Below are 13538 nucleotides of genomic sequence, written 5' to 3'. Positions count from 1 at the left end.
AGTTGGTCATGATAATCAATCGTTGTTAAATGTTACATCCGGGTCCCAGCACAAATAGCAGGCCCGCACCAGGTCGCTGCAAGCACTATCTACCTCTACGCCATACCGGCAGAGCATGTAGTAGGCCATTGCATTGTAATAATCACGATGGCTGCCTGCTGTGAGGTCGATAGCGGTTACTACTTTCAGCCCTGTGCCCGAAGGGCTTCGGAATAAGAGTTTGCAGCCCAATTCACGGTCTTGCCGGAGGGCGTAACGAAGTCCCTCTACGCCTTTCAGTTGAGAGATAGGCCAGTCGGTATGCAGTTGCTTCAGCGGAGTATCTGCCGCTTGCCAGTCGGTGATGTCGTCTATGTCGAGACACAGGTTCTCACTGTGACTTTCTACTTCCGAGGCACGGCGCAAGCGGCAAAGGGCGCTCCAGGTGACGCAAGGCAGATGGGAGGCTTTATAGGCTTGTATCTCCTTCTTATCGGCCTTTCCTTCTTCTTTGAGATGGACCAACTGACGCAAGTGCAAGGTGCATTCGCGCAGCTCGTCACTGGCCACTATGCAGGCCACCTCTTCGGTGGTGAGCGTGCGTGCAGGTTTTACGTTTCTTATCGGGGCGTTGAAGTAGGAAAATTGGTCTTGAAGTATTTTAAATTCTGCCATGACTGCTCCCTTCTTCTTTTCCGTGAGCCGAGAGGCGGTACATGACGTAAGCGTTTCGCAGCAATTCATCAATATCCCGCTTCTGGTAATAGAATTTGTGGCCTATGCGACTGTAGGCCAAGGTTCCGTTTTGCCGCAAGGTGGCAAGGGTGCGTTGCGAGATGTGTAACATTTCCATTACTACCTGTCCGTCTATCCATTCATCGGTAAGTTCGGGGGAGTCATTTCCCTCTTTTCCTCCTTTTCCTAAAGAAGGGGAACTGTAGGATAACAGCTTTTCGAGCCGTGTCATCTTTTCGTCCAAATCCTGCAATATGCCTCGGATAAGGAAGAGATTTATTTCTTCAGTCATAATTTTTACTGATATTAAAAAGATTTTTTTGATTTAAGTCCGGCTGCCTCGGCCGAAGGCGCCTGTCTATGCAATCGATTACGACGACAAAGTTAGAACAGAGGTTTGGATGGAGCACCAAGATTTAGGGGGTGGAATGCAGTTTTCTGAGAAAAAGTTATAAAGGATTAATATATAGAACATTGCGTGCATATACATCGAAATACCTTTTAAATAACAAAAATATATTTCGTTATCATGAAATCAATTTCGTATCTTTGTGGTACAGATTTCTAAATATTGGCACAATGTCACGATTCATTAACCCCTTCACCGACTTCGGGTTCAAGAAGATATTCGGACAAGAAATCAACAAAGATTTGCTGATAGAGTTTCTTAATGATCTTTTGGTGGGGGAACGTTTCATTACCGACCTGCGCTTCCTTAACAATGAGCAGTTGCCCGGATATGAGGAAGAACGTACAGCCATCTACGATATATATTGCACCACAGATACGGGCGAACATATCATTGTAGAGATGCAGAATCGCCGGCAGGTGAATTTTCGTGACCGGGCACTGTTTTATGCGTCACGTGCCATTAACGGTCAAGCCGAACGCGGATGTGACTGGCAATATGAACTTAATGCCGTTTATGGTGTTTTCTTCATGAATTTCACTCTTCCCGGAGAAAATATTCCCAAATTGCGTACAGACGTAATTTTGGCAGATAGGGATACAGGGAAACTTTTCAGTGGCAAGATGCGCCAAGTATTTATCGCCCTACCGCTACTGGACAAGGAAGAGGATGAATGTGAAACTGATTTTGAACGTTGGATTTATATACTGAAGAATATGGAAACTCTAAAAAGAATGCCGTTCAAGGCACGTAAGGCTGTATACGAGAAACTCGAAGAGATAGCCGATGTGGCAGCACTCTCGGAAGAGGAGCGCCAAAAGTATGAGAGTAGCCGCGATGTATACCGCACGCATCTGGCGGTGATTGCAGCGGCAAAAGAGGATGGTTGGGAAGAAGGAAAAGCAGAAGGTAAGGCAGAAGGTCTTGCAGAAGGTCTTGCAGAAGGTGAAAAACTAAAGCAGTTTGAAATAGCACGCAACATGAAAGCCTTAGGTATTTCCGCTGAAATTATTGTTCAAAGCACCGGACTGCCTCTCGAAGAAGTGGAACATCTCTAAAATCATATTTGTCAGATGTTTACTTCTACCATGAGCGATTTCGAGATACAACAAGAAGCTCGGAAAGATTTTTTTGAATTGGGCACTAAAGTGCGCCTTGCCGGTGAAAGTTTCAATCACAGGCATTGTAGCTTAATAAACAACAGTCAGCTTCAGGTTAACGATATTCCTACAAGTTTGATTAGCAGACTGGTAGAGAACCGGAAATGGTGCACAAGAAGAAAAAATACATGGACATCCCATTTTAGATTCAATAACGACAAAATGGGACTGTCCATGAGTATGGAGTTTTACCTCTACACAGCCGTATACCGCACACATGGAACAGAATATATCTTCCTGAGCAGCCTTACCTCCCCTGTGGCAGAACGTTTCACCATGCACTTCATAGAACGCTATAAAGAACGTCACCTCAAACCCCACAGTATTGACATAGGAGCTATGCCCGTCCCACTCTACTTTCAGATACATAACCCGGACTGTATCTTGGGACGTTATTACAAAACCTCGGATCTCGATATAGCAGAAGGTAAGCACAAAAGGTTCTGGATTGCCCCGGAAGGAATCTATGTAACCGATTACATTGACGGTATGCTAACCTACATCACATTTATGGATAAAGACGACCTGTCCCCTCTCAAAAAACAAGTTTACGAAGAGGAAATCGTGTGGGACTTGCAACTAAAGGTCATTAACGAGAAACTTAGCGACGAAGATCGGACCAAAGCTGCATTCAGTTTATACCACAACCCCGATTTAACACCGATCATGGAACGATTTGCCAAGCGGAATGTGAAAGATGAAGCTGACGGGGAAAAGCAGAAACTTCTGTTGTCTATCAGAGAACAAATGGCCGAAATAGAAGCCACTATGCAAGAAGCCGTAGAGATCGCCAAGCAACAGGAAAAGGATAATCTTCGAAAAAGCAAGATTACCGGAACACTGAATGCCTGCAACTTCATAGAAGATGTAGATATCAAGCCGTATGATGTTGATAAAATTAAGAATGCAAGCAAGCTATAGAACGAAATCTTATTTCTTCATTCTTACCTCATACAAATCATCTCTACGGTCTTTCAAATTACGGACACTTCCATAAGTATGGAGCTCATTCAATAAATCCAAGTCTACATCGGATACAAGAATCATCTCTGTATTGGGAGTTGCCTCGGCACGTTTGCCATCCGTTGGGAAAGCGAAGTCACAAGGAGTAAACACACCGGACTGTGCATACTGTATATCCATATTGTGCACACGTGGAAGATTCCCCACACTACCGGCTATTACCACAAAACACTCGTTCTCGATAGCACGGGCATGGGCACATACCTTCACACGGGAATAGGCATTCTGTGTATCGGTAAGGAAAGGAACAAATAATATCTGCATGCCTTGGTCGGCCATGATACGGGATAGTTCGGGAAATTCGACATCGTAACATATCAATACACCAATCTTTGCACAATCTGTTTCGAAGGTTTGCAAAGCTTTACCGCCGCTCAATCCCCAGCTCTTCATCTCATCGGGAGTGACATGTATCTTTTCATACATATCGTATGATCCGTCACGACGGCACAGGAAACCGACATTGTAGAGTCGTCCGTCTTCCTTGATAAGCGGCATGCTACCTGTGATGATATTGATATTATAACTGATAGCCAACTTCATAAAACGCTCTCTAATCTCTTCCGTATAAGCAGCCAGGCCACGAATGGCATCGGATTCTCCTTCATCATTGAATTTAGCCATCAACGGAGCATTGAAATATTCGGGGAAAAGAACAAAATCGCTCTTATAATCGGATACGGCATCCACAAAGAATTCTACTTGTTCAAATAAGTCGTCCAATGTCTTGTATGTACGCATTTGCCACTGTACAAGCCCTACACGAACGGTAGTCTTCGGATTTACATATTCCTGCGTAGGTGGCTGGTAATAGATATTATCCCATTGCAACAGGCAGGCGTAGTGTTTCGATTCCTCGTCATTGGGCAGATAGTTGCGCATCACCTTGCGTACGTGGAAGTCATTGGAAAGCTGGAAGGTTAATACAGAATCATATATTTCTTTCTGACGAACTTTGTCAATGTATTCTTTCGGGCGTATCTGATCGGCATATTTATGGTAATTCGGAATGCGTCCACCAAACATGATAGCCTTTAAATTCAGTGTTTCGCAAAGCTCTTTGCGGTATTCGTACATTCGGCGGGCCAGTCGCAAGCCACGATATTGGGGATGAATAAATACTTCAATGCCATACAGGATATTACCGTCTGGTTCATGTGTATTAAATGTTTCTTTACCCGTTACTTGTGCATAGGTATGGTCATTCTTTACATCATCATAATTCACAATAATAGAGAGGGCACAACCTACGATCTTATCATCTACTACCGTTACTATCTGTCCTTCTGGAAAAATGCGAATCAGTTTTTCTATTTGTTTGTGTGTCCAGAATACATCACTACCGTCAGAATAAACACGTGTAAAGGATTGCGCTAACTGATCGTAATCTTCTATTTGCAGATTGCGTATCTGCACTTTATTTATTTTCATTGAATCCATCTCTCTTGTTACATTTTATAAAAAACGGTACAAAGGTACGGTTATTACTTACATAATGTATCAACCCATCTATAAAAATAAGAATATATCCTCCATAGGTTAAAATAAATAATAATTTGTAGTACCTTTGCCGGCGAACAGACGCATTGCATGTGAAAAGGCTATTTATCAACATATTAAAATCACTCCTCATAGTAATATTCGTATATTATTATGTGGGAAATACAGCCTTTACCCATACTCACATCATCAATGACTACCTCGTCACTCACTCGCATCCGTTTCTGCCGGGCATGCATCATTCGCACAATGCAGCCGAAATAGAAACAGTTGCCTTGTTTAATGCCTTCTTCATAGATGCAACGACTAGTTTGCCGGTAGTACCTTTCGTCCTGTTCTTTTTAGGTTTTATCTATTCACAAAGTATCATTAAAACTGCTGTCAGGCGTTCTTACTCTTTTCATCTGCGTTCTCCCCCTTCTTGTCAAGCATAATCTGCATTTGTAAGAAATCAGTTTTTCAGATTATTCATATTAACGACAAGAAATAATGAAATATATAGGTATATTGTGCTTGGTAGGCATGATGTGTCATGCATGTACCAGCCCCAAGAATGAACAAGAAACTCAAGAATTTATTGTATCAGGAGATACTATTACGATATCTCCTCAGTCCCCTATAGCGCAAAAGCTGCAAATCAGTGAGGCTAAAAAAGAACTGCATCAGATGACATTTACTGTGTCGGGTGTGGTAAAAGCCATTCCCAATCATTATGCAGAAGTAGCTTCCCCGTTTGCCGGACGGGTAACCCGCTCATTCATCCGTTTGGGACAAAAAGTAAGTCCGGGCAGTCCGCTTTTTGAGATCAGTTCGCCCGATTTCTTTGAAACCGGCAAAGTCTATTACCAGGCAAAACAGGAAATGGAACTGGCCTCTAAGAACCTCCGCCGTGAAAAGGACTTGTATGCGCACAAAGTCAGCGCTCAGAAAGAAGTAGAAGAAGCAGAAGTCAACTACGAACTAAAAAAGAAAGATTACGAGAATGCCTTGGCTGCACTGAAAGTATTCCAAATAAAACCTGATGAACTTGTGTTGGGACAACCGATGATTGTACGTTCTCCCATAGCAGGCGAGGTGGTTAAAAATAGTATTGTCATCGGCCAGTTCATTAAAGAGGACGCAGAGCCGGTAGCTGTTGTAGCCGATTTGAATGAAGTATGGGTGGCCGCCAATGTAAAAGAGAAAGACTTGCCCCTGCTTTCTGCATTGAAGCAGGTAGACATCTCTTTGATATCACAGCCCAACCGTACTTTTAGTGGCAGTATCTATCACATTAGCGAAATGTTGGATGAAGAAACCCGTTCGGTCGAAGTCCTCATAGCCTGTAATAACAAAGAGCGATTGATGAAACCTGCCATGTATGCCACCGTAAAACTTACTGATGCAGCAGCAGAAACCATTCTTATCCCTACAGCCGCCATTTTGCAGGAGGAGAACCAGGCTTATGTATTGGTAGCTACAGGTGATAATCAATACCGGAAACGTAAGGTAGAAACTTCTGCAACCGATGGTGACAAAAGCATCATTCTATCCGGTCTGCAAGCCGGTGAGAAATATATTTCCGACGGCGCTTTCTATTTACTGAATGCCAACTAAAAGCTGCACTGAAATATGAAGAAACTTATATTTCTGGCGATACATCGTCGAGGACTGATGTTCGTCTTATTCAGCTTCATTGCAGTGGTGGGCTATTATTCGTGGACCCGATTGGCAATTGATGCTTATCCGGACATTGCAGATACCACCGTACAAATTGTGACCCAAGTTCCGGGACTGGCAGCCGAAGAAATAGAACAACAAATAACAATTCCCATCGAACGTGCAGTTAACGGTATGCCCGGATTGAATGTAATGCGAAGTAAAAATACTTTCGGACTGAGTACCGTAGTGCTGGTCTTTGATGACGGTATTGACGATTACTGGGCTCGCCAACGAGTACAGGAGCGTCTTATTGATGTAGAACTGCCATACGATGCTGTACCGGGACTTAATCCGTTAACCTCTCCTACCGGAGAAATCTATCGCTACGTGATAGAAAGTGATAATCTGGATTTACGCGAAATAACCGACCTGCACAAATGGGTCATTATTCCCCGCTTGAAACAAGTGACAGGAGTAGCCGATGTGAGCAACTACGGCGGCATCACCACCCAGTATCAAATAGAGTTGGAACCTCGTAAAATGGAGGAATATGGAATTTCACTAGCCGATGTTACCGAGAAAGTGTCCATGAACAACGTTAATGCAGGTGGAAGCATGCTGAGTCGCGGTGATTTAAGCTACGTCATCCGGGGCATCGGCCTTGTAAAAGATCTCGAAGATTTGGGTCGTATCGTTATCAAGACCGATAAAGGTGTTCCGGTATACCTCAATGATATAGGTACGCTGAAATACGGTAATCTCGAACGCAAAGGTGTACTGGGCTTTTATGATGGTAAGCGTAACTACTCCGATGGCGTGGAAGGTATTGTACAAATGCTACGTGGGCAGAATCCCTCACAAGTACTCGAAGGTGTACACGCTGCCATTGATGAACTGAACAACGATGTACTGCCTAAGGGTACTCGCATTCATCCTTTTATGGACCGCACTAATCTCGTAGAGATGACACTTCATACGGTTTCGCATACCTTATTTATGGGTATGGTTTTAGTGGTATTAGTGCTTATCTTATTCTTAGGTAGTTGGCGGGGTGCGTTACTCGTAGCACTCACCATACCTTTGTCCTTACTGATTGCATTTATCCTGATGCATGTTACTGACATTCCGGCCAATTTGCTTTCATTGGGAGCCATAGACTTTGGTATTCTTGTAGATGGTTCTATTGTTATGATGGAAACCATCTTGAAGAAGCGTGAACGTCATCCGGACGAGATGTTGGCAGAAGATTCCATATTGCGGCGTACCACCGAAGTAGCACGTCCCATCTTCTTCTCCGTGCTGATTATCATTACTGCTTACCTTCCTTTATTTGCATTTGAACACATAGAGAAAAAGCTCTTTACTCCTATGGCCTATACGGTAGGTTACGCACTGATTGGAGCCTTGTGCGTAGCCTTATTCTTAATTCCGGGACTGGCATACATGGCTTATCGTAAGCCACGCAAGGTATATCATAACCGTTGGTTGGAGAAGTTGCAGATGCTTTACCATGCCCAAGTAGTTCGGGTGATTGATTGCCCTAAAGCAGTGTTAGGTGTATTGGCAGGCATTCTCCTTTTTGCCGGAGTATTAAGTTATACGGTAGGTAAAGATTTTCTCCCGCCCTTGGACGAAGGTGCTGTTTGGATTCAGGTACAACTGCCTCCGGGCATCTCCATAGAACGTTCTAAGGAGATGGGAGCCGATTTGAGAAAGGTATTAAGCAAATTCCCCGAAGTATCATACGTCATGACCCAGGTGGGGCGTGATGATGAAGGAGCCGAAGCATTTTCATTGTCACATATAGAGTGTGGAGTGGGTCTGAAACCGTATGATAGCTGGACAACCGGACGCAATAAAGCCCAGTTGATTGAGGCAATGAACGATACACTTATGAAGATGCCCGGTTACTCTGTAGGCTTTTCCCAACCTATCATCGATATGGTGATGGACCAGATAGCCGGTGCACACAGTGACCTAGCTCTGAAAATATATGGTGAAGACATCACCGAGACGCGTCATATTGCCGATAAGGTAGTGAATGTAATCAAACAAATTCCCGGTGCTACGGATGTAGCTGTAGATCAGGAACCTCCTCTGCCCCAACTCCAGATTGTGGCAAATCGTGATCGTATAGCTCAATACGGACTGAATGTTTCGGATGTTGCTGATTTGATTGAACTTGCTATTGGTGGAAAAGCAATCTCACAAATATTTGTAGGTAGTAAATCCTACGATGTTATCTGTCGCTTCAGCGAAGAGATGCGTAACACACCTGAGCGTATCGGTAGTTTGATGCTGACATCAGGTTCAGGAGCTAAAATCCCGTTGAGTCAGGTAGCCGATATCAAGCTGACTACCGGCGCCAGCACCATATCTCGTGAAATGAACAAACGGCATCTTACGATTCGTGTAAATCTGCGCGGTATCGACCTTACTTCTTTCTTACAGAAAGCCAATGGAATGATAGACCGGCAGGTGAAATACAACCATGAGGAATTTCATCTGAAATGGGCAGGACAATTTGAAAATCAACACCGTGCCTACAGCCGTCTGGGAGTTATTGTACCTTTGGCATTGGGCATTATGTTATTACTGCTGTTTGCCGCTCTTGGTAAATTCCGGCAGGCATCTTTATTAATGTGTGTAGTTCCAATGGCACTCTTTGGCGGCATGTTGGCATTGAATGTACGGGGAATGACGCTGAATGTTTCTTCGGCCGTAGGGTTCATTGCGTTGATTGGTGTCGCTATCCAGAACGGAGTTATCATGGTGTCTCATATCAATAACCTGCGGGAACGCGGACGTGATTTGCGCGACGCCGTGGTTACAGGTGTTCGTCATCGGTTCCGCCCTATTTTAATGACGGCTACCGTTGCTGTACTGGGCTTGCTTCCTGCATCTTTGAGTACAGGTATCGGTTCGGATGTACAACGTCCCTTGGCTACTGTTATTGTTTACGGATTGCTATTTGCCACAGTAGTAACCTTATATATTCTCCCTACTTTATATTATATGATGGAGAAGAGAACAGAAAATAAAAATCAGAATAAACAGGAAGAAGATGAAAAGATATAATGTTATACTATTAATGGTTACTCTCAGTGCTTGCTCTGTGCAGGCACAAGTAACCAAGTCTATTACTTACCAGCAATATATTCATAAAGTATGTACGGATAATCTGGAATATGCGGCCGAAAAGATGAATGTCAGTGCAGCACGTGCCGATGTAATTGCTGCGAAAGTGTTTGATGATCCGTCACTCTCCTTCACTTATTCTAACAACGAAGACCACACCTTGCAAATGGGGCAGAGCTATGAGTTGGGGCTCTCGCAGAACGTAACTTTAGGACGAAGAACTGCCGGCATTAAACTGGCACGCAGTCAAAGTGAACTGGCTGAGATAGTACTTACCGATTATTTTCGTAATCTGCGTGCAGATGCCACCCTTGCTTATATGGAAGTAATGAAACAGAAGCAGCTCTATGACATCAAGAAAAGTGCTTGGAGTAATATGCATGGCTTGGCACAATCGGATAGTATCCGCTGGGTATCTGGCAAAATCATGGAAGTGGAAGCTATTCAAAGCAAATTGGAAGCCAGCATCATGTATAATGAAGTTCTTCAGGCAGAGACTGGTTTAAAACAAGCTTGCACGCAGCTTTCTCCCTTTACTGGTACTGCCGTTACCGATACCCTCTTCAACCCCTCAGGGGCATTGCAAAAGCCGGAGCAAACTTTCGTTCTCAATGATTTAATAGAAGCAGCCATCAATCATCGTTCCGATTTATCAGCTGCTTTGAAGAACGCGGAAGTAGCGCGTCGGGAATTAACTTTGGCCAAACGCGAGAAACGACCTGATTTGGAATTTTCTTTAGGTTGGAGTTACAATAAGCGAGTACGCAATGAAGAAGCTCCTGCTCCCGCATTCAATGGGGTAAGTGCCGGAATTGCCATTCCTCTGAACTTCTCGTCCTTGAATCGTGGAAGTGTCAATGCTGCCAGTTTTCGTGCCAAACAAGCGGAATTGCAATATGACCAAATGCGCCTGCAAGTTCAGCGGGAAGTGATGGAGGCATACCAACAATTCCAATCTCAAACCATACAACTAAAACATTATGAAGGTGGCATCTTGAAGCAAGCACAAGAAGTGCTTGACGGAAAGGTGTACAGTTATAATCGCGGAGAAGTATCTTTACTCGAAATTCTGAATGCACAACGCACTTATGATGATGTGCAGGCGCAATACATTGAAACGCTTTTCAATTATAATGCTGCACTTGTTGAATTGGAAAGAAGTAGTGGAATTTGGAGTCTGTAATCTTTCTAAATTAGAATATTTCTTCATGTGCAAACAAAACTTTCATACCTTTGCTATTATTTAATTTTTAAATAAAATAATGTATGCATAAACTTATTATGAGTGTATTCAGTCTTTTGCTCTTTTTGATGCCACTGAATGCTCTGAATCCGAAACAACATTATACAGTTATTGTCTCGCTCGATGGTTTTCGTTGGGATTATCCAACTATGTACAAAACGCCTAATCTGGATCGAATGGGGCAAGAAGGTGTGAAAGCTGTTATGCTTCCCTCCTATCCTGCTTCTACTTTTCCAAACCATTATACCATTGCTACAGGATTAGTCCCTGCCCATAATGGCATAGTCAATAATTCCTTTTGGGACGCAAAGAATAAACGGCATTATTCTATGGGAGATTCGGCTACTCGTAATAATCCGGATTATTATTTGGGAGAACCTATTTGGGTTACTGCTCAAAAGCAAGGCTTGAAGACCGCAAATATGTATTGGGTAGGCTCAGATATTGCCATTAAGGGCACTCATCCTACTTATTATAGAATGTGGACTGCCAATCCTCATCTCAGTTTTGAACAGCGTATAGATACTGTGCTTACCTGGTTGCAAAAACCGGAGGAAGAACGTCCAAGACTAACCATGCTCTATTTTGAAGAACCGGATGGTAGCGGTCACCATAATGGACCATGCAGTAAAGAAACCGGTACAGTAGTGCAATATGTAGATAGTTTGATAGGAGTTCTGCGTAACCGGATAGAAAGCCTTCCTTTTGCAGATAACATTAATCTTATCGTTACTTCCGATCATGGTATGATGGATATCAGTCCGGAACGTGTGGTGAATATGAATCAATATCTTAAACCGGAATGGTGCGAAGTAGTAGAAGGTCGTACCCCGACTTCCATTTTTTCAAAAAAAGGTTATCGTGACTCTATCTATAATGCACTGAAAGGAGTAGCTCATATCCATGTATGGAAGAAAGAAGAAATTCCCGCTGAGTTGAACTACAGTGAAAGTGATCGTATTGGCGATATAGTAGTTGCCCCAGAATTGGGCTGGCAATTTACCGATGTAGCACGAAGTAACAAAGGTGCTCACGGTTACTTTCCGCAGAGCCCTGAAATGCAGGTTATATTTAGAGCCATAGGACCGGATTTCAAGAAAGGATACACTTCTACCGGTTTTGTCAATGTAGATATCTACTCTCTCCTTTCTTATTTGCTGCAAATCGCACCTGAGAAAACGGATGGACAATTCGAACGTATACGTGGTATATTGAAATAACCTCTATATAATATAAAGAATGGGCTACTTCAGTTGAATGAAGTAGCCCATTTCTATGCAATAAACTGCCAATTAGCTTTTATTTTTTCTATTCTTCCACAGTTGGGTCATATCTTCCAATGTCTTGCCCTTTGTTTCGGGAACAAGCTTCCATACGAAGATAGCAGCTATTATACAAATGATGCCATACAATCCGTAAGCAAACATGTGTCCGAAGCTATCGCCCATTTCTCCAAGGCGCATGTTGTACATCGGCAGGAAGGTAGATGAAACAATGAAATTGAATATCCATTGGAATGCTACCGCAATAGCAACCGCTGTTCCACGAATAGTGTTCGGGAAGATCTCTGCAATCAATACCCAGCAGATCGGTCCCCAGCTAAACATGAATGAAGCACTGTAAATCATGATACTTACAACCGAGAAAATCGGCGGAAGACCTGCTATCATGTTGCATAGAGCTACACCGAAAGCACCTATTGCCATACCGATAGAACCGGAAATAAGTAACGGTTTACGACCCCATTTTTCAACTGTAAATACAGCCAACAAGGTAAACAGAATATTGATGATACCCATGATAACCGTTTGTACCATCGGATTGCCCATACCCATTGTACCGAATATGCGCGGAGCAAAGTAAAGTACAGCGTTGATACCTACTGCTTGTTGGAAGACGCTCAACATGATACCAATAAAGATAACCATCCATCCGTAAGTGAAGAGTCTTTCTTTCTTTTCTTCGGTGCTTGCTTTGATTTCAGATAAGATAACCTTAGCTTTTGCAAGACCGTTAATACGGCTCAATACACTCAATGCTTTTTCATCCTTACCACACATGGCAAGATAACGCGGAGTTTCGGGCACTAACAATACCAGTAAGGTAAATATACCGGCAGGAAATGCTTCACTACCAAACATTAGGCGCCAACCTGTTGCGGTAGTCCATGCAGCTGCTTCCGGATTCATAATTTGATTGACCCCATTCACCAAATCTATTACAGGATTAACATGATTACCTAAAATAATAAAGTTGACGAAGTACACCACCAACTGACCAAAGATTATGGCAAACTGGTTCCATGATACCAACGTACCACGAATATTACTTGGCGCAATTTCTGCAATATACATCGGACAGATTGCCGATGCGAGACCTACGCCTATACCACCTACTACACGATAAAAGTTAAACGCAATCAGTAGGGAAAAAGAGGGTTCTCCATAATCGAAGAACAAGAACTCCGGATAATAAGAGCCCAATGCTGATAAGAAAAAGAAGAAACCAGCTATAAAAAGTGATTTCTTACGACCAAGTCTTGATGCAAATATACCGGAAAGAGCACTACCAATAATACAGCCAATTAGTGCGCTGGAAGAAGTAATGCCGTGCATCGTGTCTGTGTATTGAAAATCGGCCCCCATAAAGAACGCCTGAAGTCCCTTTTCCGCACCAGATATTACTGCCGTATCGTATCCGAATAGCAGAC

At 43.2% G+C, this 13538-nt stretch carries 11 protein-coding genes; 7 read left to right on the top strand and 4 right to left on the bottom strand.

Going from position 1 to position 13538, the window contains the following annotated elements; all coding sequences use genetic code 11:
- Positions 1-15: 15 nt before the first annotated feature.
- Positions 16-654 (bottom strand): BT4734/BF3469 family protein, encoded by a 639-nt coding sequence (locus tag Q1W14_RS00405; RefSeq protein WP_300698164.1) that lies wholly within the window; start codon positions 652-654, stop codon positions 16-18.
- Positions 641-1006 carry a helix-turn-helix domain-containing protein gene (locus tag Q1W14_RS00400; RefSeq protein WP_300698162.1) on the bottom strand — a complete coding sequence of 122 codons (366 nt, stop codon included), beginning with the start codon at positions 1004-1006 and terminating at the stop codon, positions 641-643. Before Q1W14_RS00400 ends, Q1W14_RS00405 begins: the two co-directional genes overlap by 14 nt.
- 287 nt (positions 1007-1293) lie before the next feature.
- On the opposite strand from Q1W14_RS00400, the gene Q1W14_RS00395 reads away from it, so the two are divergent.
- Together Q1W14_RS00395 and Q1W14_RS00390 are read left to right on the top strand one after the other, a co-directional pair.
- Complete coding sequence (locus Q1W14_RS00395; RefSeq protein WP_300698160.1) at positions 1294-2181, top strand: Rpn family recombination-promoting nuclease/putative transposase; 888 nt, start codon at positions 1294-1296, stop codon at positions 2179-2181.
- A gap of 15 nt (positions 2182-2196) precedes the next feature.
- A complete protein-coding gene (locus Q1W14_RS00390; RefSeq protein ID WP_300698158.1) occupies positions 2197-3204 on the top strand; it encodes a hypothetical protein in 1008 nt (335 codons plus the stop codon).
- Positions 3205-3213: 9 nt separating this feature from the next.
- Here the strand turns inward: Q1W14_RS00390 and Q1W14_RS00385 are convergent, their stop codons facing one another.
- Complete coding sequence (locus Q1W14_RS00385; protein WP_300698157.1) at positions 3214-4746, bottom strand: carbon-nitrogen hydrolase family protein; 1533 nt, start codon at positions 4744-4746, stop codon at positions 3214-3216.
- A gap of 215 nt (positions 4747-4961) precedes the next feature.
- Between Q1W14_RS00385 and Q1W14_RS00380 the strand changes: the two genes are divergently transcribed.
- The 5 genes from Q1W14_RS00380 (at position 4962) to Q1W14_RS00360 (ending at position 12048) form a co-directional block, all read left to right on the top strand.
- Positions 4962-5240 carry a hypothetical protein gene (locus tag Q1W14_RS00380; RefSeq protein WP_300698155.1) on the top strand — a complete coding sequence of 93 codons (279 nt, stop codon included), beginning with the start codon at positions 4962-4964 and terminating at the stop codon, positions 5238-5240.
- 55 nt (positions 5241-5295) lie between these two features.
- A complete protein-coding gene (locus Q1W14_RS00375) occupies positions 5296-6402 on the top strand; it encodes an efflux RND transporter periplasmic adaptor subunit (RefSeq protein WP_300698153.1) in 1107 nt (368 codons plus the stop codon).
- A 15-nt stretch (positions 6403-6417) separates the two neighbouring features.
- Positions 6418-9525: a CusA/CzcA family heavy metal efflux RND transporter gene (locus Q1W14_RS00370; protein WP_300698151.1), complete on the top strand. Its 3108-nt coding sequence runs from the start codon at positions 6418-6420 to the stop codon at positions 9523-9525.
- Complete coding sequence (locus Q1W14_RS00365; RefSeq protein ID WP_300698149.1) at positions 9512-10768, top strand: TolC family protein; 1257 nt, start codon at positions 9512-9514, stop codon at positions 10766-10768. The genes Q1W14_RS00370 and Q1W14_RS00365 overlap by 14 nt, the downstream gene beginning before the upstream one ends.
- 83 nt (positions 10769-10851) lie before the next feature.
- On the top strand, positions 10852-12048 hold the full coding sequence (locus Q1W14_RS00360) for an ectonucleotide pyrophosphatase/phosphodiesterase (RefSeq protein ID WP_300698147.1): 1197 nt from the start codon (positions 10852-10854) through the stop codon (positions 12046-12048).
- Positions 12049-12120: 72 nt separating this feature from the next.
- Here Q1W14_RS00360 and xylE read toward each other — a convergent pair.
- Positions 12121-13538 (bottom strand): D-xylose transporter XylE (gene xylE, locus Q1W14_RS00355; RefSeq protein ID WP_300698145.1); only part of this gene is annotated, 1418 nt, incomplete at its 5' end.

Origin of the sequence: Bacteroides sp. (assembly GCF_030151085.1) — a bacterium.
Taxonomy (GTDB): domain Bacteria; phylum Bacteroidota; class Bacteroidia; order Bacteroidales; family Bacteroidaceae; genus Bacteroides.
The sequence above is the reverse complement of the archived record's forward strand: the minus strand, read 5'-3'. Positions and strand labels throughout refer to the sequence as shown.

Coding starts and splice junctions, on each gene's coding strand:
- Q1W14_RS00365 (WP_300698149.1), top strand. CDS start 9,512: ATGAAAAGATATAATGTTATACTATTAATGGTTACTCTCAGTGCTTGC.
- Q1W14_RS00395 (WP_300698160.1), top strand. CDS start 1,294: ATGTCACGATTCATTAACCCCTTCACCGACTTCGGGTTCAAGAAGATA.
- Q1W14_RS00400 (WP_300698162.1), bottom strand. CDS start 1,006: ATGACTGAAGAAATAAATCTCTTCCTTATCCGAGGCATATTGCAGGAT.
- Q1W14_RS00375 (WP_300698153.1), top strand. CDS start 5,296: ATGAAATATATAGGTATATTGTGCTTGGTAGGCATGATGTGTCATGCA.
- Q1W14_RS00385 (WP_300698157.1), bottom strand. CDS start 4,746: ATGGATTCAATGAAAATAAATAAAGTGCAGATACGCAATCTGCAAATA.
- Q1W14_RS00370 (WP_300698151.1), top strand. CDS start 6,418: ATGAAGAAACTTATATTTCTGGCGATACATCGTCGAGGACTGATGTTC.
- Q1W14_RS00360 (WP_300698147.1), top strand. CDS start 10,852: ATGCATAAACTTATTATGAGTGTATTCAGTCTTTTGCTCTTTTTGATG.
- Q1W14_RS00405 (WP_300698164.1), bottom strand. CDS start 654: ATGGCAGAATTTAAAATACTTCAAGACCAATTTTCCTACTTCAACGCC.
- Q1W14_RS00390 (WP_300698158.1), top strand. CDS start 2,197: ATGTTTACTTCTACCATGAGCGATTTCGAGATACAACAAGAAGCTCGG.